Source organism: Neobacillus niacini (assembly GCF_031457145.1).
GTDB classification, from domain to species: Bacteria; Bacillota; Bacilli; order Bacillales; family Cytobacillaceae; genus Neobacillus; species Neobacillus niacini_J.
This window is the reverse complement of record NZ_JAVDVZ010000020.1, coordinates 13064-35845: the sequence shown is the minus strand read 5'-3', so window position 1 is coordinate 35845 and position 22782 is coordinate 13064. Positions and strand designations below refer to the sequence as shown.

Here is a 22782-nt window from a genome sequence, read left to right as displayed (position 1 = left end):
GGCAGAAAATCAACTGATTTTCTGCCTTTTGCTATTTATAAAACAAAAATTAATGAAAAAATTTCTTAATACCATACTAATAATGCCGTGAGTGTAATAAAAGGGGTTGTTTAGATGGCAAGAAGAAGAGGTGTCATGTCTACTCAATTTAAAGAAGAACTTGCTAAAGAACTTGGCTTTTATGATGTCGTTCAAAAAGAGGGCTGGGGCGGCATTAAGGCGAAAGACGCAGGGAATATGGTAAAAAGAGCGGTTGAATTAGCTTCAGAACAGCTAATGAAAAGCAACAAAAAGTTGTAAAATAGGCAGCGAGCCACTACAAATTGCAAAGTAGCAATTGCTTCTCAATGTTTAAACAAAACAGACACCACGGTAAAGGTCAGGGACGATGAAAATCCCTGACCTTTAAATATGTCTAATTTTGTAAAAATTAGTGTTAAAATCTTAAAGCCGATTTTAACGTGGAAATAGTATTTTACGCTTTGGAAATTTAGTTTGTAGGCCCTTTTCTTAATGTATTTTGTTCCAAAAGGGAACAAAGTTTAAGAAAAGAGCCTTTATTATTCATAGACTTTTTTTCCTATTAGAAGTTTTGTGGTAAAATAGGAAAAAATATATGATCGATAGAAGTGTAGGTGGGCAAAGTGAAGCTTTTAGTAAAAGCACCAGCCAAAATTAATTTATCCTTGGATGTTTTATATAAGCGTCCGGACGGTTTTCATGAAGTGGAAATGATCATGACGACAATAGATTTGGCGGATCGAGTTGAACTGACTTTATTAGAGCGGGATAAGATACATATTCTTTCCCATAACCGGTATGTTCCTGATGACCAACGGAATTTAGCTTTTCAAGCGGCACAATTGCTAAAGGACCGATACCAGGTGAAAAAAGGGGTTCAAATCACGATTGAGAAAACAATCCCTGTAGCGGCTGGTCTGGCTGGAGGCAGTAGCGATGCAGCTGCAACTCTTAGGGGACTGAATAAACTGTGGGACCTGGGATTAACATTAGATGAACTAGCTAGACTTGGTTCTGAAATAGGCTCGGATGTATCATTTTGTGTGTATGGTGGAACAGCTTTAGCAAAGGGGAGAGGAGAAATGATTACGGACCTTCCTGCTCCGCCAACCTGCTGGGTAATTTTAGCGAAACCCTTTATTGGTGTTTCGACAGCAGAGGTATATCGACGGCTGGATCTAAATGGAATGAAGCACCCTAGCATAAACGAGATGGTTAAAGCGATTCAAAACACTGACTATCAAAGTGTATGTGAGAATGTCGGAAATGTCCTGGAGGATGTCACATTAATGCTTCATCCAGAGGTAGCACAAATAAAGGAGCAAATGAAGAGGTTTGGTGCTGACGCTGTTCTGATGAGTGGAAGCGGACCAACTGTCTTTGGAATAGTCCAGCACGATTCAAGAATGCATCGGATATACAATGGTCTTAGGGGTTTCTGCGACCAAGTTTTTGCTGTGAGAATGCTTGGGGAAAGACACACTCTTGATTAAAAACGTACAATAGTGATATCCTTATATTAGAATATTCGCCTTTTGGAGGTTACTATGAAGTTTCGCCGCAGTGAACGATTGATAGATATGACCAGCTATTTACTTGACCATCCACGCCATCTTGTACCACTCACCTTCTTTGCGGAACGTTACTCTTCTGCTAAATCTTCCATCAGTGAAGACTTAGCAATTGTAAAAGAGACCTTTGAGCAAAGAGGAATCGGAACGTTACAAACTGTGGCTGGTGCTGCTGGTGGGGTTAAATTTTTTGTGAATGTAAGCGATGAAGAGGCAAGACCGTTTGTAAATGAGTTATGTTCGTTAATTGCACATCCAGATCGGCTTTTGCCAGGGGGATATTTGTATTTAACCGATATATTAGGTAATCCAACCATTGTCCAAAAAGCAGGTCGAATTATAGCTTCGGCTTATGTAAATACTAAAATCGATGTGGTTATGACTGTGGCAACGAAGGGGATTCCCCTTGCTTATGCTGTAGCAAGCCAATTAAATACTCCTGTCGTCATCGTAAGAAGAGACAGTAAAGTAACCGAAGGTCCAACCGTAAGTATTAACTATGTTTCTGGTTCAGCAAAGCGAATTCAAACGATGGTACTTTCAAAAAGAAGCATGCCAGAAGGATCGAGGGTTCTAATTGTCGATGACTTTATGAAAGCAGGCGGCACTGTAATGGGGATGATCAGTCTGCTAGAAGAATTTAATGGTACAGTAGCTGGAATTGCTGTTTTGGTTGAGGCTGAAAAAATTGAAGAACGGCTTGTTGATGAATACAAATCGCTTGTAAAATTAACCGATGTTAATGTGAAGGAAAAGACAATTCAGGTTGCAGAAGGAAACTATTTTAAACGTAGAACGGAGGAATAGTATGAAAGTTGTTCAAACTAGCCAAGCGCCTGCAGCGATTGGGCCATATTCACAAGGAATTATTGTGAACAATCTTTTTTACAGCTCAGGACAAATTCCATTGACTTCAGAGGGTATTATGATTGAGGGCGGTATTAAAGAACAAACCCATCAAGTTTTTAAAAATTTAGATGCAGTCCTTTCAGCAGCAGGGGCGTCATTTAACACTGTCGTAAAGGCAACCGTCTTTATTAAAAATATGGATGACTTTGCAGCAATAAACGAAGTATATGGTGAATATTTTTCAACGAATAAACCGGCACGTTCTTGTGTTGAGGTAGCACGGTTACCTAAAGATGCTTTAGTTGAAATTGAGGTAATTGCGCTCGTTAAATAATCGAGCGCTACTTTTGTTTTCTTTTATTACCACGATAGATACTATCGATATATCTGACTTTTAAAAATGTTCACTATTTTGCCTAAAATATTTTTAAAAAAATAAATATAAAAGAAGGAATTACTAGATTCCATGTTGAATTAAGTACACTAGCTTTTTAACATTAGAAAAGGGTGTGAGCACATGGAAGTAACAGACGTAAGATTACGCCGCGTTAATACGGACGGCCGCATGAGAGCGATTGCATCGATTACATTAGACAATGAATTTGTAGTTCATGACATCCGTGTTATTGATGGAAATAATGGTTTGTTTGTCGCAATGCCAAGTAAACGTACTCCTGATGGAGAATTTCGTGATATTGCGCATCCAATCAATTCTGGAACGCGCGGTAAAATTCAAGAAGCAGTATTGGCTGAGTATCATCGTTTAGGTGAATTAGAAGTAGAATTTGAAGAAGCCGGAGCTTCCTAGAAAGATTTATTCAACTAGAGCCTACTACATAAGTAGCGCTCTTTTTTTATATTCCTCTCTCCTCCCTCCTACATCCTCTACTAATTTTCTCAAAATAACAAATTCGGACACTTTTCTTACATTCCTTGAAATGACTGACTAATTGCGTTAATATTTTTAATGGATAAGGCTGTTTGCGTAAATATTGTTGTTAAAATCTTAAAGCCGATTTTAACGTGGAAATAGTTATTTTGCACTTTTGAATTGTGTTTGTAGCTCTTTTCTTATAAAAAATATGCTGTTTTCTCTGGAAACTTTGGGAAATCATTAAATTTTGTTCAAAAAGCAACAATATGTAAGAAAAGAGCCATGGATAAAAAGGTGAAATTGGAGGACTCAAACATGCATAATCGTTATGCTGTGATTTTGGCCGCAGGACAAGGTACTCGGATGAAGTCAAAGCTTTATAAAGTATTACACCCTGTATGCGGTAAGCCAATGGTTCAACATGTTGTTGATCATGTGAAGAAGCTAAATATTCAAGAAATGGTTACCGTCATTGGTCATGGAGCTGATTTGGTAAAAGCTCAATTAGGGGAAGAAAGTCATTATGCCCTTCAAGAAAAGCAACTTGGGACTGCACATGCTGTTATGCAGGCACAAGAAATGCTCGATGGTAAAGAAGGAATTACCATTGTAGTTTGTGGTGATACTCCTCTAATTAAAGCAGAAACGATGGAGTCATTATTTAAACATCACGAAGAATTATCTGCAAAAGCGACGATTCTTACCGCAAGGATTGATGATCCGACAGGATATGGCCGTATCATTCGAAATGAAAAGGGCCTAGTTGAAAAAATTGTTGAACATAAAGACGCAACAGAGGCTGAGCGTAAAATAAATGAAATTAATACAGGAACCTATTGTTTTGATAATGCTGCTTTATTTGAAGCATTGAAAAAGGTTTCAAATGATAATGTTCAAGGTGAATATTACCTGCCAGATGTCGTTGAAATCCTGAAAAATCAGGGTGAAGTAGTCACTGCTTTCCAAACAAATGATTTGGAAGAAACCTTAGGTGTAAACGACAGGGTTGCTTTGGCAGAAGCAGAAAGAATCATGCGCAGTCGTATAAATGAGGGTCATATGCGAAATGGAGTTACCATAATTGATCCTGCCAACACATACATTGAGTCAGATGTAGTTATCGGACAGGATACTGTCATTCTACCAGGCACCATCCTAAAAGGGAGAACAATAATTGGTGCAGACTGTCAAATCGGACCTAACTCAGAAATTGATACATGCGAGGTAGGAGATGAAACGGTCATCCGCCAATCTGCTGCCTATAATAGTACGATTGGTTCTCTAGTTAATATTGGTCCATTCGCCCATATTAGACCTGATTCAGCCATTAGTGATGAAGTGAAAATCGGAAACTTTGTTGAAATCAAGAAGGCTGTTTTTGGCAAGGGAAGTAAAGCTTCACATCTAAGCTATATCGGTGATGCAGAGGTTGGTAAGGATGTAAATATCGGCTGTGGATCTATAACCGTTAATTATGATGGTAAAAATAAATTCCTAACTAAAATTGAGGATGAAGTGTTTATTGGCTGTAATTCTAACCTAGTTGCACCTGTTACAGTTGGAAAAGGAGCTTATGTAGCTGCTGGATCAACCATTACCAAGGATGTTCCTGGTAATGCCTTGTCTATTGCACGTTCACGTCAGGAAAACAAAGAAAATTATGTTAATAAACTTAATCTGAAAAAATAGGTAGAAATATTGGAGGGCATTATGTCGAATCAATACTTAGATCCAAACTTAAAGGTATTCAGTCTAAATTCAAATCTTCCGTTAGCAAAAGAGATTGCCAAAGTGATTGGTATTGAACTAGGAAAAATCTCTGTAACAAGATTTAGTGATGGGGAAATTCAAATCAATATCGAAGAGAGTATCCGCGGCTGTGATGTATACGTCATTCAATCGACAAGCGCACCTGTTAATGAAAATATTATGGAATTGTTAATCATGATTGACGCTTTAAAAAGGGCTTCTGCGAAGACAATCAATCTTGTTATGCCATACTATGGATATGCTCGTCAGGACCGTAAAGCACGTGCACGTGAACCGATTACAGCTAAATTAGTAGCAAACCTCCTTGAAACAGCAGGTGCCACCCGTGTTATCTGCTTAGATTTACATGCACCGCAAATTCAAGGATTCTTTGAAATCCCAACCGATCATTTAATGGGCGTACCAATTTTAGCAGAGTACTTTAAAAAGCGGGAGTTTAATGGTGACCTTGTCATTGTTTCTCCGGACCATGGCGGTGTAACGAGAGCTAGGAAATTAGCTGAGCGTTTAAAGGCACCAATTGCCATTATTGATAAGCGTCGTCCACGGCCAAATGTGGCGGAGGTTATGAATATTGTTGGTAATATTGAAGGGAAAATCGCCATTTTAATTGATGACATCATTGACACTGCAGGGACGATTACTCTTGCAGCGAATGCATTAGTCGAGAACGGTGCGAAAGAAGTATATGCTTGCTGTACCCATCCTGTATTGTCGGGACCTGCAATTGACAGGATTCAAAATTCGAATATCAAGGAATTAGTCATTACGAATTCAATTTCTCTTCCAGAAGAGAAAAAGACAGATAAAATTGTTCATCTTTCTGTGGCACCTTTATTGGGCGAAGCCATTATCCGTGTCCACGAAGAACAATCTGTAAGTACATTATTTGATTGATAAAAAAATGTTTAGACCTTCCTGTTTTGGGGAATTTTTATAGAGACAGTTATTGAACAAAACTAGGAAGGTGACTAAACATATGAGTACTGTTTTACAAGCAATGGAACGTAAGGAACTACGCCATTCAGAGTTAAGGAAAATTAGAAACAATGGAAATATCCCTGCCGTTATTTATGGGCGAAGTGTTGAGAGTAAACCTGTTTATGTAAGTTCAGCAGATTTAACAAAAACGATTCGTCTTGTCGGCAGAAATGGCATTATTTCTCTTGATGTTGAGGGCAGTAAGCATGATGTGGTATTAAGTGATTATCAAGAGAATGCTATTAAAAGGGAAATTATTCACGTCGATTTTCTTGCGGTTGATAAATCATCTAAAATTAATGTAACGGTAAGACTTGTCCTAACGGGAGAAGCTGCTGGAGTAAAGGATGGCGGTGTTCTTCAGCAGCCTGTTCATGAACTATCGATAACATCCACTCCTACAGAGATTCCACAGCAAATTGAAGTGGATGTATCGAATCTCCAGGTTGGTGAAACGATTAAGGTTTCCGATATCCTTTATCAGGGGTCATTTACGATTAACCATGAGGAAGAGGAAGTTATCGCAAGCATCTTGCCTCCTAGACAAGAAGAGGAAATTAACGCAGGTGAACAGCAAGAAGGCGGCCACCCTGATAACGAAGAAGGCAGAGAAACAGCCCCAGTGGGCGAATAAAAATGCAGACGTAACCTCGAAAAGGTTACGTCTTTTGTCGCATTTATTAAGGCTCTTTTCTTAAACTTTGTTGCTTTTTGGAGCAAAAATTAAATAAGAAAAGAGCCTGCAAGCTAAATTCTAACGCGTAAAATAGCTATTTCCACGTTAAAATCAGCTTTAAGATTTTAACAGCAATATTTTCATAAATAGCCTTAATCAAAAAAAAGACGTATTATTAAGTGGGAGAGGAATAACATGCTCCGAAAATTACTTAGCAGGTGGACTGGACCGAAAGAGAGGGTACGAATGAAATTAATTGTTGGTTTAGGAAACCCAGGAAAGCAATATGAAAAAACGAGACATAATATTGGATTTGAAGTCATTGATGAACTTGCCAATCAATTATCCATTCCCTTAAATCAATCAAAATTTAAAGGACTATTTGGAATTGGTTTTCATAATAGTGAAAAAGTTGTTTTATTAAAACCGCTAACCTATATGAACTTATCTGGAGAATCCATTAGAGCGATAATGGACTATTATCAGATAGATGTAGACGATTTTGTAGTGATCTATGATGATCTCGACTTGCCAGTTGGAAAAATTAGGCTTCGTCAAAAAGGAAGCGCAGGTGGTCATAATGGGATAAAGTCCACAGTTGCACATCTTGGAACCCAAGAATTTAACAGAATTCGAATTGGGATAGACCGCCCTAAAAACGGTATGAAGGTTCCTGATTATGTGTTAGGACGTTTTCATGAAGATGAACTGGCATTAACAGAAGAAGCCGTCCAAAAGAGTGCAGAAGCGTGTAAAACCTGGTTAGAAAAGCCGTTCTTACAGGTAATGAATGAATTTAATCAGTAAATGTTCATGAGATAACCTTTCCTATCATAAAATAAAAAACCATTCTCTTTTTGAAGAGCAAACAAATGAATAACTTCCCTATTTGCAGTAAATACTATTATCAATAGTAAGATAGGGAGGGAACTGCGTGGCCATTCATTACCATTGCCGTCATTGTGGCACAAACCTAGGTTCCATTGAACAGTCATCAATCCACAGTGAAGCACTCGGCCTTCATAAATTAACCGAACAAGAAAGACAAGAGATGGTCGCTTATGATTTATCTGGTAATATCCACATTACTGCTATATGTGAGGATTGTCAGGAGTCATTGGAGAAAAATCCAGATTATCACCAATATGATTTTCTCATTCACTAAAAATCATCCGCTTTGGACGCACTCCAAAGCATTTTTCTATTTTTATTAAACACTAATAATAAAGTTAAAATATGAAAAAAGATTCAAAGAGAGGAGGAACGAGCTTTTGAAAGGGTTAAAAACATTATTCCTAGATCAGGAAGATATTCTCTCCATCATTTCTGGAGTCCAAGAAGGCTTGAAGGAACAACTTATTGCCGGATTATCGGGTTCATCAAGAACGGTTTTAACTGCAGCTATTTATGAAAAGATGAAGAGGCCGATTCTTTTTATTACCCATAATCTGCTGCAAGCACAAAAATTATATGAGGATATTGTGAATCTAGTAAGTGAGGATGAAGTTTTTCTATTTCCGGCTAATGAATTAATTGCAGCTGAAATGAGCATTGCTAGTCCTGAGTTGAAGGCACAAAGGATTGAAGCCTTAAACCATTTAAGCAAGACAGATAAAGGAATTATTATTGTTCCGATTGCAGGACTCAGAAAGGTCATTCCACCAAAAGCATTGTGGAAGCAATACCAACTAACACTTAAATTAGGTGATGATTTAGATGTAACAGAGATACTAACTACTTTTGTTAAGATGGGCTATGTCCGGGCGGAAATGGTATCTACCCCAGGGGAGTTTAGTATTAGGGGAGGCATAATTGATATTTATCCTCTCACCGTTAGTAATCCAATAAGAATAGAATTATTTGATACTGAGATTGATTCAATCCGCTATTTCTCCTTAGAAGATCAGCGTTCCATTGAAAAAACAACTGAGGTTTTAATCGGCCCTGCTACAGAAGTTCTTTTCGAGTCCGAGGAATATAGCCGAGTTATTGGAAAGTTAGAGGATGGGTTGGCAAAGAGTCTGCGCAAGCTAAAGGATGATAAAGCAAAGATCCAGCTATCACAAAATATCAGTTATGAGCTCGAACAACTTAAAAATGGCCAGAAACCAGACCATGTATTTAAATATCTTTCACTAGCTTATAAAGGTGATACTAGTTTACTAGACTATCTTCCTCGTAGCGGAATGGTATTTATTGATGAAATAAGCCGAGTTCACGAGATGAATGAGTCATTAATTAAAGAAGAAGCAGAATGGTATACATCCTTGCTTAGTGAAGGTCAAATTATTCATGATTTGACTATTTCCCATGACTTACAAGGAATACTTCATAAAAGGGAGTTTCCGATTCTTTACATGAGCTTGTTTCTTCGACATGTTGCCAATACAAGCCCGCAAAATATCATTAATGTTTCCTGTAAACAAATGCAAAACTTCCATGGTCAAATGCACTTACTAAAAGCAGAAGTAGATAGATGGAAAAAAGGTAATTATTCGGTTCTTTTTTTAGGAGCAGATGATGAAAGAGTAAAAAAACTAGAACGTGTTTTAGAGGATTATGAAATCGAAGCTTCCATTTCAAAGAGCGGACAGCAGCTTTTACCTGGAAAAGTGCGAATCATGAAGGGGAATCTGCAAACTGGTTTTGAGCTTTCAATTCAGAAAATCGCAGTGATTACCGAGGAGGAGCTTTTCACTAAACGTGTCAAAAAGTCCACAAACAGACAAAAGCTCTCCAATGCCGAAAGAATTAAGAGCTATTCTGAACTTAAAATTGGTGATTATGTCGTCCATGTTAATCACGGAGTAGGAAAGTATTTAGGAATTGAAACGCTCGTTATTAATGGCGTTCATAAGGACTATCTTCATATCCGCTACCACGGGACAGATAAGCTTTACGTACCAGTGGAGCAAATTGATCTAGTACAGAAGTATGTTGGTTCAGAAGGAAAAGAGCCGAAAATTTATAAACTCGGCGGCAGCGATTGGAAAAAGGTGAAAAAGAAGGTTGAATCTGCTGTTCAAGACATTGCTGACGATTTAATTAAGCTTTACGCAGAGCGTGAAGCAGCGGTAGGTTATGCCTTCTCTCCTGACGGTGATATGCAAAGAGAGTTTGAAACTGCCTTTGCTTATCAGGAAACGGAAGATCAGCTCCGCTCCATCCATGAAATTAAGAAGGATATGGAAAGACCTAGACCAATGGACCGTTTGCTTTGCGGTGATGTGGGCTACGGGAAAACAGAGGTTGCTATTCGGGCTGCCTTCAAGGCGATTGCGGATGGGAAGCAGGTTGCACTTCTTGTGCCAACAACGATTTTGGCTCAGCAGCATTTTGAAACCATGAGAGAAAGATTCCAAGACTACCCGATCAATATTGGCCTGCTAAGCCGCTTTCGTTCGAAAAAGCAGCAAACAGAAACACTAAAGGGTTTAAAAGCGGGTACAGTAGATATAGTGGTTGGGACTCATCGAATTTTATCAAAAGATATTATCTATCGTGATCTAGGGTTACTAATTATTGATGAAGAACAAAGATTCGGCGTTACCCATAAAGAAAAAATCAAAAGACTAAAAACGAACATTGATGTATTAACATTAACCGCAACACCAATACCGAGAACGCTTCATATGTCGATGCTTGGCGTTCGTGATTTGTCTGTTATTGAAACACCGCCTGAAAACCGTTTTCCTGTTCAAACGTATGTGATGGAATACAATGGATCTCTTGTCAGAGAGGCAATTGAGCGGGAGCTAGCACGCGACGGACAAGTATACTTTTTGTATAACAGAGTAGAGGATATTGAACGTAAGGCAGAAGAAATTTCAATGCTCGTTCCAGACGCGCGCGTTACCTTCGCACATGGACAAATGTCAGAAAACGAATTAGAATCTGTCATGCTTAGCTTTTTATCAGGTGAGTTTGATGTTCTAGTCAGCACAACCATCATTGAAACAGGGGTAGATATTCCTAATGTAAACACGCTAATCGTCTATGATGCAGACAGAATGGGACTTTCTCAGCTCTATCAGCTTCGCGGTCGTGTTGGAAGATCAAATCGTGTAGCGTATGCTTTTTTCACTCATCGTAAGGATAAAGTATTGACAGAGGTGGCAGAAAAGCGATTACAGGCAATTAAGGAGTTTACTGAACTAGGTTCTGGTTTTAAAATTGCCATGCGTGATTTATCTATTAGGGGTGCTGGTAATTTACTAGGGGCACAACAGCATGGATTTATTGACTCGGTAGGATTTGACCTGTATTCACAGATGCTCAAAGAAGCAGTAGAGGAAAGAAAAGGCGATTTGAAAGCAGAGCAGAAAGCAACTGTGGAAATTGATTTACAAATTGACGCCTATATTCCTGATACATTCATCAAAGATGGTCATCAAAAGATTGAGATGTATAAGCGTTTTAGAGGCATTCAAAATTTAGAGGATATTGAAGAACTTCAAGCAGAGATGCTTGACCGTTTTGGTGAATACCCTGAAGAGGTCGATTTTCTATTCCAAGTGGCGGAGATGAAGGTTTATGCACTGCTCGCAGGTGTTGAAACGATCAAGCAAGTAAAACAGGAAGTAACCATATTAGTAAACGAACGGGCGAGCAGTACAATTGATGGTCAAAAGGTCTTTGCTTTCAGCAATAAATACCCAAGAATGATTGGACTTGGAATGGAAGGTCAGAAACTTAAATTAACGATTCAAACTAAAGGAACCGAGACTGCACACTGGCTAAATATAGCATTTGAAATGATTAAAGGACTTCAATCAGCAAAGAAGGGTCAAGAGAACCCTGTATAACCCGAGTCGTTTCTCATCTCACTTCATATAGGATGATTTTACTATTTGTGAAAAAATATTATGAATGTGTATAGAACTTTCCAGTTGAAAGATACTAAGTTCAAAGTTGGTGATGATCCCTTCAATAGGAAAAGATATCATTACCAAGTTAGTTTAAATCATCAGATGAAAGTGAGGCAACATTGGATGAAAGCAACTGGAATAGTTCGTCGAATCGATGATTTGGGTCGTGTTGTCATTCCCAAAGAAATACGCAGAACGCTGCGTATCCGTGAGGGGGATCCGTTAGAGATCTTTGTTGATCGAGATGGAGAAGTCATTTTAAAGAAGTATTCACCAATCAGCGAGTTAAGCGATTTTGCCAAAGAATATGCAGAAGCCCTATTTGACAGCCTCGGAAACCCGGTATTAATTTGTGATAGAGACAGTTATATTGCATTAGCAGGAAGTTCCAAAAAGGATTATTTAAATAAAAATATAAGCGATTTAGTGGAAAAAACCATGGAAGACCGTAATTCGGTTATTGTAACCCAGCAAGGTGATATTGCATTAGCAGATGGGAATGATGAAACTATCTCATCTTACACAATTGGACCAATCATAGCAAATGGCGACCCAATTGGTGCAGTAATCATTTATGCAAAAGAAGGCACACTTGGTGAAGTAGAGAAAAAGGCTGTTGAAACGGCCGCTGGATTTTTAGCAAGACAAATGGAGTCCTAGAACTAATAGTATACTTACAAATAAAAGAGACAGCCTTTGCTGTCTTTTTTATTTGTCTCCTATGTTATAATACACTCGAGTTTAGGCAGTTAGGAGATAAGAAATGAAGCCCGTTAATCAATCGAAGGCTCTTTTTAGGGGGGCTTTTATTTTGGCCATTGCAGCACTGATAACAAAAATCCTAAGTGCGGTTTATAGGATACCATTTCAAAACATTGTCGGTGATGTTGGTTTTTACATATATCAGCAGGTATACCCGTTTTATGGCCTCGCCACGGTATTGGCTACTACAGGTTTTCCGGTTGTTATATCTAAACTGTATGCTGAACAAAGGGAAAATAATGACCAGGAGAAAACTAGACGCCTTTTACTCGTAGCATTTATCATTTTACAGCTATTGGGACTTATATGTTTTTTAATCCTTTATTTAGGTGCAGATTATATTGCGTTTTGGATGCATGATGAGCAGTTAGCTATTTTATTGAAGGTTGTTTCAATTGTTTTTTTGCTTTTTCCAATTGCTTCTATCCTTAGAGGATATTATCAGGGAAAGGGAGACATGGTTCCGACTGCATTATCACAGATTGGCGAACAATTAATTCGAGCCTTTACGATTCTCTTTTTAGCCTATATTTTAACAAAGTTGGGATATTCACTCTATCTTATCGGTGGAGGTGCTATGTTTGGATCGATTACAGGCAGTATGGTATCAGCCGCTATTTTGTTTACATTCCTTTGGATTCGTAAAGAATGGAAAATAATTGCTCCTAGGAAAGGAATGCTCATTGGCTATTATCAAGAAGTTGGCGATATCTTAAAAGCACTTACCTTTCAAGGTCTAACGATCTGTGTTAGTGGAATGCTAATGATTTTTATCCAAATGGCGGATGCATTGAACCTATACTTCTTACTCTCTGAAAATGGTTATGAGAAGGATATGGCAAAAAGTATAAAGGGAATATTCGATCGTGGGCAGCCATTGATCCAGTTAGGTACGATTGTTGCCGCCTCCATGTCTTTGTCGCTTGTTCCGTTGATAACAAGTGCACGATTAAAAAAAGATATCTTATTCCTAAAGGATAAAATTCAGTTGGCCATTAGGATAAGCATCGTCATAAGTTTGGGAGCGTCTGTGGGTCTATGGGCAATTATTGGACCTGTTAATATTATGCTATTTGAAAATAACGCAGGTTCCTCGGTGTTAGGAATTTTAAGCTTTGTGATTTTCCTTAGCTCTATCATTACTACGATAATTGCCATTATGCAGGGTTTAGGTTCCTTACTTTACCCCGCAGTTGCTGTTTTAGCGACATTTCCTTTAAAGTATGGTCTTAATGCTATATTCGTCCCGATATTTGGAACAATGGGGGCTGCTTATTCTACTCTGCTCACGTTACTAGTGGTCAGTTTGCTTTTATACGTAAAATTTAAAAAAATGCACCCTATTCCGCTGATTACTTTTCACTTCCTACGAATTGTTTCAACAGCAGCTCTTATGATGGTGCTATTTTTAAAAGGGTACCTAGCCTTAACAAATATGGTTACGATACCCATAGGTGCAGAAAGAATAATGGCAACGATTCAAGCTCTTGGCGGTGTCTTTTCGGGAGGTTTCCTATTCCTATTCATTATTATTAGAGGAGGAATCTTTTTGGAAAAGGAACTATCCTTATTTCCATTTGGGAGCAAATTAAGCCTGTTATTATCCAAGAAGAATAGGAGTTAAAAACATATGGATAAATCAATTGAAATACTCGGTTTAGGAGCGGGAGACCTTGATCAACTCCCCTTTGGCGTTTATAAAAAGTTGATTAACACAACACATGTTTATTTAAGGACAAAAGAACATCCTGTTGTGATGGAATTGGAACATGAGAATTTTCGTTATACTTCCTTTGATTCAATCTATGAAAAACATGACCAGTTTGAGGATGTCTATCAAGAGATTGTCCAAACTTTACTGCAAAAGGCAAATGGGGAAAAGGTAATTTATGCGGTGCCTGGTCATCCGCTTGTTGCTGAGCGGACTGTCCAGTTGCTTTTGGAATATGGTCCTAAAGAGGGTGTTGAGATTTTGATTGGCGGCGGTCAAAGCTTTATCGATGCTCTTTTTCAGTCATTAAAAATTGATCCAGTCGACGGTTTCCAACTTCTTGATGGAACTTTGCTAAACTCCAGCCAGCTGCAAATCGATCAGCATATATTTATCAGTCAAGTCTATGACCAGTTTGTCGCCTCAAATATTAAATTGACTCTTATGGAAAGACTTCCTGATGATTACGAAGTCGTTATTGTTACAGCCGCAGGAAGCAGCAATGAACGAATTGAGCGGGTGCCTTTATATGAGCTTGATCGAAAAGTTACACTTGATAACCTTACTTCTGTCTATGTTCCCCCCGTACAGGATGAACAAATTATGCTTAAAAACTTCTCCAAGCTGCGAAGTATTATTGCAACACTAAGAGGTCCGAATGGCTGTCCGTGGGATAAGGAACAAACACATGAATCCCTAAAAAAATACTTAATTGAAGAAACGTATGAAGTCATTGAGGCCATTGATGGTGATGATATTGACCCTTTAATAGAAGAGCTTGGTGATGTCTTACTTCAAGTAATGCTTCACGCCCAGATAGGTGAGGATGAAGGTTACTTTGCGATTGAAGATGTAATTGAGGTCCTTTCTGCAAAAATGATTCGCAGGCATCCACATGTATTTGGAGATAAACAAGCACGAGACACGAAGGAAGTTCTTCAAAATTGGCAGGAAATAAAAAAGCAAGAAAAAGGTGAGGTGGAAGCCTCTCTGCTAAATGGGATATCTAAATCGATGCCGAATTTATTAAGAGCATACGAAATTCAAAAGAAAGCGGCAAAGGTTGGTTTTGATTGGCAGGAAATAACACCTGCTTTGGAGAAAGTGAAAGAAGAGCTTGAGGAATTTGAGAATGAGATCACTGGAGAAGCAAAGAATCTGGTTAATGCTAAAAAGGAATTTGGAGATATCCTGTTTGCCTTTGTAAATGTTGCTAGATTTTTAGACATCCATCCAGAAGAAGCTTTATTTGAGACAAATGAGAAGTTTATTAGAAGGTTTCAGTTTATAGAAGCAGAAGTAAAGAAAAGTAACAAGCCGATAGAGGATTATTCCTTAGAAGAACTCGACCGGTTTTGGGATGAAGCAAAATCAAACGGACTTTAGAATTGGGGGAGTTTTTTAATGAGATTAGATAAATATTTAAAAGTATCAAGATTAATTAAAAGAAGAACGCTTGCGAAAGAAGTATCCGACCAAGGAAGAATTCTTATCAATGGGAAAGAAGCGAAAGCAAGTTCAACAGTTAAAGTTGGCGACGAGCTAACGATCCGCCTTGGGCAACGATTGGTGACAGCAAGAATTGACCAAATTCAGGATACCACTCGCAAAGAAGCGGCAGCGGAGATGTACACGATTATTAAAGACGAAAGAATTGGTGAATCACAGTTCTAATATGGCAATAAAAAGGCTTGTTCTAATTCATTTATCCTTCACATAAAAATATAGTAAATGGTTGTACAAATGATTGTGAGGGATGAATGATGAGCCAATATTATGAAACAAACTCTGTCAAAAGTACTGTTCCAGAGCATGATGTCATCATGAGAGGGAGAAAGCTCCTCGATATAACAGGTGTTAAACAAGTGGAAAGCTTTGATAATGAAGAGTTCTTATTGGAAACGTCCATGGGCTTCCTAGCTATTAAAGGGCAAAACCTGCAAATGAAAAACCTCGATGTGGAAAAAGGAATTGTCTCCATTAAGGGTAAGATATTTGACTTAGTTTACTTAGATGAACAGCACGGGGAGAAAGCTAAAGGATTCTTTAGTAAGTTATTCCGATGACACTTTCTACTCAATTCCTTACCATGCTTTCGATGATAGGAATGGGAGCGTTATTTGGGGTTATGTTTGATACCTACCAGCGATTTTTAAATCGTCCTAACCGAAAGTCTTGGATTGTTTTTTTTAATGACCTGTTGTTTTGGGTCATTCAAGCACTAATCATCTTTTATATCCTATTCCTTGTTAACAATGGAGAGTTACGTTTCTACATTTTCGTTGCACTGCTTTGTGGTTTTGCCGCCTATCAAAGTTTATTAAAAAGTATTTATCTAAAACTACTTGAATTTATGATAAATACCGTAATAGCCATTTACCGATTTATGAGAAGGGCTTTCCAACTGCTTATCTATAAACCTGTCCTTGGTCTCATCCAGTTGGTGATATCGATTATTATCCTACTTGGCAGGGGGCTTTTTTCACTTGTTCAATTTGTTTTAAAGGTTTTAGTGTTTATACTAAGGATATTCTGGACGCCAATTGTAAAAATTATATTAATTCTATGGAAACTTTTACCGAAAAGTATTAAAAAAAACGTCGAGAAGTTATATAATAGATTGGCAGGAATTTTTCTGGGAATCAAGAATTATTTATTAAAGTTGAGTAAAAGGTGGAAAAGACCAAAAGAGTAAGGGGGGGATGGGAAATGAGTTCAGTTAGAGACAAGAATATAGCAAAAATCGAGACAACTTATGTCCACCAGCAAGAAATAGCAGAAATTGCATCAGCTAGAAAAAGGAAATTACTGTATAGAAGACTTTCCATGTTTTTAGTGTTCGCAGCTGTCATGTCCTATTTAATGATTACTAGCTTTATTTCCCAATCCTCAACATTAGATAAAAAAGTGGCACAGAAGAAACAGCTGGAACAACAGCTAACGGAATTAAAAAAGCAACAGGTAATCCTGAAAGAGGATATTGTGAAATTAAACGATGATGAATACCTGGCTAAGCTTGCTAGAAAAGAATATTTCTTCTCGGAAAACGGTGAAATTATCTTCAATATTCCTGAAGAAATTGAAGGTAAAAACAAGCAATAACTAGTCTTATTGACACTTATTTTTCCCATTTTGTATAATATAGAATAAGTATGATTTTTTTAATTCTTAAGGAGGAAAATTCTTTTTATGTCAATCGAAGTAGGCAGCAAGTTACAGGGGAAAGTAACAGGGATTACAAAGTTCGGAGCTTTTGTGGAGCTGCCTGGTGGCTCAACTGGACTCGTACACATCAGTGAGGTTGCTGACAATTATGTGAAAGATATCAATGATCATCTTAAAGTTGGTGACCAAGTAGAGGTTAAAGTCATCAATGTTGAAAAAGATGGGAAAATTGGACTTTCTATAAAAAAAGCAATAGATAAACCAGAGGCACCGCAAAAATCCCGTTCATACTCAAACTCACATTCACAACGACCTCGTCAGAGCAGGTCAAATGATCGGAATGCTCCAAAGGTTGAAACGTTTGAATCAAAAATGGCGAAGTTTTTAAAAGATAGTGAGGATCGTTTAACTTCATTAAAACGTCATACAGAATCTAAGCGTGGCGGCAGAGGAGCAAAAAGGGGTTAACTTGTTGCTTATTTATTCATAAAACATATTTCCTATTTAAGACAGGTCTAGCGGCTTGTCTTTTTGTTTGTCTAGCGCAAGCGGCCCTAGCGGCAGTGTCCTTCGCTCTCCGCCCTACGATAAGTCAACATCGAATCGCCTCCGGCTCTTCGTGTTTCCTTTATCTCGGTTGAAGCGCTCCACAAGGAAGGCTTCGGCAGCATAAGCTTCGCACGAAGAAAGAGCGTTAGCTTTTTCGAGGAGGCCATACGCCGCTGAACAGGGCGCTTGCGCTTTTCTTTTTTTGAAAAATTCTTATTGACAACTTTTTTTACTCTATGTATTATATAGTTTGTGCCTGAAATACTTGGCGGTGTAGCTCAGCTGGCTAGAGCGTACGGTTCATACCCGTAAGGTCGGGGGTTCGATCCCCTCCGCCGCTATAACGAAAAGCGGAAGCGCCTTGACCAGGGAAAAAAGAAGTTCATTTTTTCCTCGGGGCGCTGCAGCTAGACAATACAAAGGAAGTACCGATTATTAATAATCGGTACTTTTTTTAAGTAATAAATACTCCGTATTACGACATCTAATCAATTTGTCAACATTATTTGAATGAATATAGTGAAAACCGTCGAACGAAATTTTCTGATTATTCACTAATTTGACAAACTTCTAAATCTATTAATCCTATAATAGTTTTTAACGAGAATTAATAGAGGAGTGTGTCTTATGGAAAAGGTAGAACGGAGTTTACTAGAACCAGTCGGAGAGGTTAACTTTCGATCCTCTAAATGGTCTTGGGAGAGCATCTTAAAAAAATTCCAATTAAAAGTCGAATCCTTCTTCCTAATTAAAGGTTACCTTTTGCTTATAGTAGGTTTCTTACTAGGAAGAGCTTTGATATTGTCCACGCTTGCCCCCTTTAGTCTGCCATTTTTCGCTGCAGTCTTTCTAATAAAAAGAGACCGCTCTCCGCTAGCCTTAGTAGGGTTGGTAGCGGGTGCCGCAACTGTTTCCTTAAAAAACGCAGCCTTTACCTTTTTGGTATCCGTCTTCTTCCTAGTTATTTACCGGATTAGTGAGAAATGGATTAAAAATGAAATGAGGATGATACCATTTTTTGTGGCTATCATTCTTGGGGTAGGGAAGCTAGCAGAAGCTTTTATCATTTCTAGACAATTGTCATTATATGACGCGATGATGGTTAGTGTTCAGGCCAGTTTAGCCTTTATCCTGACGCTCATCTTTTTACAGAGTATCCCCTTACTCATTTTGAACAAGCGCAGGCAATTGTTAAAAACCGAAGAAATTGTTTGCTTAATCATTATGCTTGCTTCGATTATGACGGGAACCATTGGATGGAAAATTTACGATTTATCACTTGAACATATTATGTCCCGCTATCTTGTTTTAGTATTTTCATTTATTGCGGGAGCCACAGTTGGTTCGACAGTAGGGGTCGTAACTGGTTTAATATTTAGCCTTGCTAGTGTTTCAAGTTTCTATCATATGAGTTTACTGGCTTTTTCAGGGGTATTAGGAGGGTTATTAAAAGAGGGGAAAAAAATAGGCGTTGCCATAGGGTTGATTATTGCGACACTCTTAATTGGAATGTATGGTCAAGAGGGTGGTTCAGGTAATTTAACTATCACTCTATTGGAGTCGGCTGCGGCTATTGCTCTTTTCTTATTAACACCCCAAGTATTTACTTCGAGATTGGCCAAATATATTCCTGGTACACCTGAATACACATCAGAGCAGCAAAAGTACATGAGAAAAATGCGCGATGTGACGGCACAAAGAGTCGCTCAATTTTCCAATGTCTTTCATGCTCTCTCAAAAAGTTTTTCACAAATGGAAGTAAAACCTGGTGTTGACGAACATGAACGTGAAATGGATTATTTTATGAGCCATGTAACCGAAAAGACATGTAACACTTGCTTTAAGAAGGAGCATTGCTGGGCGAATAACTTTAAAACAACCTATGGATATATGGAAGAAATTATTCATGAGATGGACCAAAATGATGGAGAAGTTTCAACAAAACTATCACGGGAATGGGACAAGCACTGTACTCGGTCAAAAAGAGTATATGAAGCCGTCGGGCAAGAATTAACATTTTATCAAGCTAATCAAAAACTGAAAAAACAGGTACAAGAAAGTAGAAAACTAGTAGCAGATCAACTTCTAGGTGTATCAGAGGTAATGGATAACTTTGCAAAGGAGATACAGCGCGAAAGAGAGAACCATCATAAACAGGAAGAACAAATTATGGAGGCAATTCAAGCTTTCGGTATTCATGTAGAGCATGTTGAGATTTATAGTCTTGAATCCGGTAATGTCGATATTGAAATGTCTGTTCCATTTTGCAATGGGCATGGGGAGTGTGAAAAGTTAATAGCTCCAATGCTGTCTGATATTCTAGGGGAACAAATTATTGTTACTTCAGAAGAATGTGCTGCATATCCAAATGGTTTCTGCCATGTAGTCTTCAGGTCCTCAAAAGCCTTTACCGTCGAAACGGGCATGGCCCATGCTGCGATGGATGGAGGTTTTGTATCGGGTGACAGTTATTCAACGATGGAATTAGGACTAGGGAAATTTGCCATTGCGATTAGCGATGGCATGGGGAATGGCGAAAGAGCTCATTATGAGAGTAAAGAAACACTGCAGCTTTTACAAAAAATACTGCAATCTGGTATTGAGGAAAGGGTGGCGATTAAATCAATAAATTCCATTCTTTCACTTCGAACAACGGATGAAATCTTTGCGACATTAGACTTAGCCATGATTGACCTCCAAAACGCATCAGCGAAATTCTTAAAGGTCGGTTCCACCCCAAGTTTTATTAAAAGGGGAAATAAAGTAATCAAAATTCAGGCAAGTAATTTACCGATCGGCATTTTAGAAGAATTTGAAGTCGATGTGGTTAGCGAGCAATTGAAAGCAGGAGATTTACTTATTATGATGAGTGATGGAATCTTTGAGGGTCCTAAGCATGTCGAAAATTACGACTTATGGATGAAACGGAAAATCCAAGAATTACAAACAGACAATCCTCAGGAAATATCTGATTTAATCTTAGAAGAGGTGATTCGTTCTCGAGATAACATGATAGGCGATGATATGACGATAGCTGTGGCAAAAATAAAACACAATACACCGAAATGGGCAAGTATCCCTGTGACAAAGATGAAGAAAAGGGCCTAATCAACTATTTTATCCGGATTATCCACCCATTATGTATAAATCCCCTCCACGGTGTCGAAAATGGAAGTAACTCGAAAAGTGGAGGGAGAATGAGTATGTATACAGGGAAAATTCGTCAGATCCTATTAATTACGGACGGCTGTTCAAATCAAGGGGAAGATCCTATTGCTATGGCTGCTCTTGCAAGAGAACAGGGGATCTCCGTTAATGTCATCGGTGTGATGGAGCAGGATGTCATTGACGAAAAGGGAATGACAGAAATTGAAGGAATAGCGATGTCCGGCGGCGGCGTTAGTCAAATTGTTTATGCTCAACAACTTTCACAAACTGTCCAAATGGTTACACGAAAGGCAATGAATCAGACAATCCAGGGCGTAGTTAACCGGGAATTGCAGCAAATTCTTGGCCGTTCACAGACAATTGAAGACCTTCCTCCTGAGAAAAGAGGGGAAGTAATGGAAGTAGTCGATGAACTTGGAGAAACTGTCGAATTAGAGGTGTTGATTCTTGTCGATACAAGTGCAAGTATGAAACACAAACTTCCCACAGTTAAAGAGGCCATTATTGACCTTTCCCTAAGCTTGAATGCACGGACAGGTGACAATCAGTTTGCTGTATTTGTATTTCCCGGGAAAAAGAATGATGTCGAAAAAATCCTGGATTGGACACCAAAGCTACAATCTTTGACAAGTATCTTCTCGCAGCTTACAACAGGAGGAATTACTCCAACAGGACCTGCCATCCGCACTGCGTTATCTTCATTTAATTCAAAACGTTCATTAAGGAGTCTCATGACCGGTGATGATGAATCATTCCTTGAAGAGTCGATGTAAAGTAGCTCCTGGCACTGTAATCATAGGAAAATGGCATTCGAATAAATATACCGTTCTAAAGGAACTAGGATATGGAGCAAACGGCATCGTCTATCTTGCGAAGTTTAAAAATACGCAAGTGGCGTTAAAGATGAGTGATAACGGAATGTCGATTACCTCAGAGGTAAATGTATTAAGATCGTTTGCAAAGGTCCAAGGGTCAACCCTCGGACCTTCTTTGCTTGATGTGGATGATTGGAAAAGTAATCGGGGGCAAATTTCATTCTATGCAATGGAATACATTCAAGGTCCTGATTTATTGACCTTTCTTCAAAATAAAGGGAAATCATGGACAACAGTTCTTTTTCTACAATTGTTAAATGACCTGAATACATTGCATGCTAATGGCTGGGTATTTGGTGATCTAAAGCCAGAAAACCTAATTGTTACCGGGCCTACCCCTAGAATTCGGTGCATTGATGTCGGCGGAACAACTTTACAAGGAAGAGCGATTAAGGAATTTACCGAGTTTTATGATCGGGGATATTGGGGACTAGGGACGAGAAAAGCAGATCCTGCTTACGATTTATTTGCCGTTGCCATGATTATGATTAATACAGCCTATCCAAAACGATTTAATAAGACAATAGGCGGCATATCACAGCTTAGAGAAGCGATTAAAAAACAAAAGGATTTACTTCTATTTGAAAAGGTTATCGTAAAAGCACTTCAGGGACAATATACCAACGCACTTCAAATGAGAACAGAACTAATGTCGTTAATAATAGATAAAAAAAACCATGACACACTTAATAAATCAGCGGTAACCAATACCAATAGTACGATGCAAAAACAAAAGATAAATCAATCAGGAATGCAACAACCTAAATCCAGGCAGACATACCGAAGAAAAAGGAAAAAAAACCGTTGGATGGAAACAATCATTATTACAATCTTCCTTGCACTTTTATACTTTTTGTATATTTTTCAAAAACTTCTATGATTTTTGAAACTAAAAGCTAAACAATTCGTATAAGAGGGAAGGAAAAAAAGGCCTATTTAATT

The 22782-nt window shown here is 38.3% G+C and carries 22 protein-coding genes and 1 tRNA gene; all 23 read left to right on the top strand.

From position 1 onward, the window contains the following. Window positions 1-114 precede the first annotated feature (114 nt). The 23 genes from J2Y03_RS26855 to J2Y03_RS26745 all read left to right on the top strand — a co-directional run bounded on the left by J2Y03_RS26855 (window position 115) and on the right by J2Y03_RS26745 (window position 22720). Window positions 115-300, top strand: coding sequence for a small, acid-soluble spore protein, alpha/beta type (locus J2Y03_RS26855; protein WP_207909520.1), 186 nt, complete (start codon window positions 115-117; stop codon window positions 298-300). Window positions 301-644: 344 nt separating this feature from the next. Continuing rightward, entirely contained in the window at window positions 645-1514 is an 870-nt protein-coding gene (gene ispE, locus J2Y03_RS26850; protein ID WP_132097036.1) for a 4-(cytidine 5'-diphospho)-2-C-methyl-D-erythritol kinase, read from the top strand. A gap of 54 nt (window positions 1515-1568) precedes the next feature. Further along, window positions 1569-2399 carry a pur operon repressor gene (gene purR / locus J2Y03_RS26845; RefSeq protein ID WP_310200144.1) on the top strand — a complete coding sequence of 277 codons (831 nt, stop codon included), beginning with the start codon at window positions 1569-1571 and terminating at the stop codon, window positions 2397-2399. A gap of 1 nt (window position 2400) precedes the next feature. After that, on the top strand, window positions 2401-2775 hold the full coding sequence (locus tag J2Y03_RS26840; RefSeq protein ID WP_132097034.1) for a RidA family protein: 375 nt from the start codon (window positions 2401-2403) through the stop codon (window positions 2773-2775). Between the two features lie 183 nt (window positions 2776-2958). Further along, window positions 2959-3249 carry a septation regulator SpoVG gene (gene spoVG / locus J2Y03_RS26835; protein WP_003347151.1) on the top strand — a complete coding sequence of 97 codons (291 nt, stop codon included), beginning with the start codon at window positions 2959-2961 and terminating at the stop codon, window positions 3247-3249. Between the two features lie 381 nt (window positions 3250-3630). Then, complete coding sequence (gene glmU, locus J2Y03_RS26830; RefSeq protein WP_132097033.1) at window positions 3631-5004, top strand: bifunctional UDP-N-acetylglucosamine diphosphorylase/glucosamine-1-phosphate N-acetyltransferase GlmU; 1374 nt, start codon at window positions 3631-3633, stop codon at window positions 5002-5004. Window positions 5005-5025: 21 nt separating this feature from the next. After that, window positions 5026-5982 (top strand): ribose-phosphate diphosphokinase, encoded by a 957-nt coding sequence (locus J2Y03_RS26825; protein WP_132097032.1) that lies wholly within the window; start codon window positions 5026-5028, stop codon window positions 5980-5982. Between the two features lie 82 nt (window positions 5983-6064). After that, complete coding sequence (locus tag J2Y03_RS26820; protein WP_310200140.1) at window positions 6065-6700, top strand: 50S ribosomal protein L25/general stress protein Ctc; 636 nt, start codon at window positions 6065-6067, stop codon at window positions 6698-6700. Between the two features lie 288 nt (window positions 6701-6988). Beyond that, on the top strand, window positions 6989-7549 hold the full coding sequence (gene pth, locus J2Y03_RS26815) for an aminoacyl-tRNA hydrolase (RefSeq protein WP_132097054.1): 561 nt from the start codon (window positions 6989-6991) through the stop codon (window positions 7547-7549). A 127-nt stretch (window positions 7550-7676) separates the two neighbouring features. Further along, complete coding sequence (locus tag J2Y03_RS26810; RefSeq protein WP_132097030.1) at window positions 7677-7907, top strand: anti-sigma-F factor Fin family protein; 231 nt, start codon at window positions 7677-7679, stop codon at window positions 7905-7907. 106 nt (window positions 7908-8013) lie between these two features. Further along, window positions 8014-11547, top strand: a complete 3534-nt coding sequence (gene mfd / locus J2Y03_RS26805; RefSeq protein WP_310200138.1) for a transcription-repair coupling factor — start codon at window positions 8014-8016, stop codon at window positions 11545-11547. A gap of 186 nt (window positions 11548-11733) precedes the next feature. Next, complete coding sequence (spoVT, locus tag J2Y03_RS26800; protein WP_132097028.1) at window positions 11734-12270, top strand: stage V sporulation protein T; 537 nt, start codon at window positions 11734-11736, stop codon at window positions 12268-12270. 103 nt (window positions 12271-12373) lie between these two features. After that, a complete protein-coding gene (locus tag J2Y03_RS26795; protein WP_310200136.1) occupies window positions 12374-13996 on the top strand; it encodes a putative polysaccharide biosynthesis protein in 1623 nt (540 codons plus the stop codon). 6 nt (window positions 13997-14002) lie between these two features. Continuing rightward, a complete protein-coding gene (yabN, locus tag J2Y03_RS26790) occupies window positions 14003-15469 on the top strand; it encodes a bifunctional methyltransferase/pyrophosphohydrolase YabN (RefSeq protein WP_310200134.1) in 1467 nt (488 codons plus the stop codon). 18 nt (window positions 15470-15487) lie between these two features. Then, window positions 15488-15757 carry an RNA-binding S4 domain-containing protein gene (locus J2Y03_RS26785; protein ID WP_090767940.1) on the top strand — a complete coding sequence of 90 codons (270 nt, stop codon included), beginning with the start codon at window positions 15488-15490 and terminating at the stop codon, window positions 15755-15757. Between the two features lie 89 nt (window positions 15758-15846). Further along, window positions 15847-16149, top strand: a complete 303-nt coding sequence (gene yabP / locus J2Y03_RS26780) for a sporulation protein YabP (protein WP_090767943.1) — start codon at window positions 15847-15849, stop codon at window positions 16147-16149. Continuing rightward, on the top strand, window positions 16146-16778 hold the full coding sequence (gene yabQ, locus J2Y03_RS26775; protein WP_132097025.1) for a spore cortex biosynthesis protein YabQ: 633 nt from the start codon (window positions 16146-16148) through the stop codon (window positions 16776-16778). Before yabP ends, yabQ begins: the two co-directional genes overlap by 4 nt. A gap of 14 nt (window positions 16779-16792) precedes the next feature. Then, a complete protein-coding gene (locus J2Y03_RS26770) occupies window positions 16793-17185 on the top strand; it encodes a septum formation initiator family protein (RefSeq protein WP_132097024.1) in 393 nt (130 codons plus the stop codon). A gap of 87 nt (window positions 17186-17272) precedes the next feature. Next, window positions 17273-17716 carry a S1 domain-containing RNA-binding protein gene (locus J2Y03_RS26765; protein ID WP_310200131.1) on the top strand — a complete coding sequence of 148 codons (444 nt, stop codon included), beginning with the start codon at window positions 17273-17275 and terminating at the stop codon, window positions 17714-17716. Between the two features lie 348 nt (window positions 17717-18064). Further along, window positions 18065-18138: transfer RNA gene (locus J2Y03_RS26760), tRNA-Met, on the top strand. Window positions 18139-18424: 286 nt separating this feature from the next. Beyond that, window positions 18425-20905, top strand: coding sequence for a stage II sporulation protein E (gene spoIIE / locus J2Y03_RS26755; RefSeq protein ID WP_310200130.1), 2481 nt, complete (start codon window positions 18425-18427; stop codon window positions 20903-20905). Beyond that, the gene (locus J2Y03_RS26750) at window positions 20863-21738 is read left to right on the top strand and encodes a vWA domain-containing protein (RefSeq protein ID WP_310200128.1); all 876 of its coding nucleotides are present in this window, start codon (window positions 20863-20865) and stop codon (window positions 21736-21738) included. Before spoIIE ends, J2Y03_RS26750 begins: the two co-directional genes overlap by 43 nt. Continuing rightward, a complete protein-coding gene (locus J2Y03_RS26745) occupies window positions 21707-22720 on the top strand; it encodes a protein kinase domain-containing protein (protein WP_310200174.1) in 1014 nt (337 codons plus the stop codon). Before J2Y03_RS26750 ends, J2Y03_RS26745 begins: the two co-directional genes overlap by 32 nt. Window positions 22721-22782 lie beyond the last annotated feature (62 nt).

Coding starts and splice junctions, on each gene's coding strand:
- J2Y03_RS26745 (WP_310200174.1), top strand. CDS start 21,707: ATGATGAATCATTCCTTGAAGAGTCGATGTAAAGTAGCTCCTGGCACT.
- spoIIE (WP_310200130.1), top strand. CDS start 18,425: ATGGAAAAGGTAGAACGGAGTTTACTAGAACCAGTCGGAGAGGTTAAC.
- purR (WP_310200144.1), top strand. CDS start 1,569: ATGAAGTTTCGCCGCAGTGAACGATTGATAGATATGACCAGCTATTTA.
- J2Y03_RS26855 (WP_207909520.1), top strand. CDS start 115: ATGGCAAGAAGAAGAGGTGTCATGTCTACTCAATTTAAAGAAGAACTT.
- yabP (WP_090767943.1), top strand. CDS start 15,847: ATGAGCCAATATTATGAAACAAACTCTGTCAAAAGTACTGTTCCAGAG.
- pth (WP_132097054.1), top strand. CDS start 6,989: ATGAAATTAATTGTTGGTTTAGGAAACCCAGGAAAGCAATATGAAAAA.
- J2Y03_RS26770 (WP_132097024.1), top strand. CDS start 16,793: ATGAGTTCAGTTAGAGACAAGAATATAGCAAAAATCGAGACAACTTAT.
- J2Y03_RS26750 (WP_310200128.1), top strand. CDS start 20,863: ATGGGCAAGTATCCCTGTGACAAAGATGAAGAAAAGGGCCTAATCAAC.
- glmU (WP_132097033.1), top strand. CDS start 3,631: ATGCATAATCGTTATGCTGTGATTTTGGCCGCAGGACAAGGTACTCGG.
- spoVT (WP_132097028.1), top strand. CDS start 11,734: ATGAAAGCAACTGGAATAGTTCGTCGAATCGATGATTTGGGTCGTGTT.
- J2Y03_RS26840 (WP_132097034.1), top strand. CDS start 2,401: ATGAAAGTTGTTCAAACTAGCCAAGCGCCTGCAGCGATTGGGCCATAT.
- J2Y03_RS26820 (WP_310200140.1), top strand. CDS start 6,065: ATGAGTACTGTTTTACAAGCAATGGAACGTAAGGAACTACGCCATTCA.
- J2Y03_RS26825 (WP_132097032.1), top strand. CDS start 5,026: ATGTCGAATCAATACTTAGATCCAAACTTAAAGGTATTCAGTCTAAAT.
- spoVG (WP_003347151.1), top strand. CDS start 2,959: ATGGAAGTAACAGACGTAAGATTACGCCGCGTTAATACGGACGGCCGC.
- J2Y03_RS26785 (WP_090767940.1), top strand. CDS start 15,488: ATGAGATTAGATAAATATTTAAAAGTATCAAGATTAATTAAAAGAAGA.
- yabQ (WP_132097025.1), top strand. CDS start 16,146: ATGACACTTTCTACTCAATTCCTTACCATGCTTTCGATGATAGGAATG.
- yabN (WP_310200134.1), top strand. CDS start 14,003: ATGGATAAATCAATTGAAATACTCGGTTTAGGAGCGGGAGACCTTGAT.
- J2Y03_RS26795 (WP_310200136.1), top strand. CDS start 12,374: ATGAAGCCCGTTAATCAATCGAAGGCTCTTTTTAGGGGGGCTTTTATT.
- J2Y03_RS26765 (WP_310200131.1), top strand. CDS start 17,273: ATGTCAATCGAAGTAGGCAGCAAGTTACAGGGGAAAGTAACAGGGATT.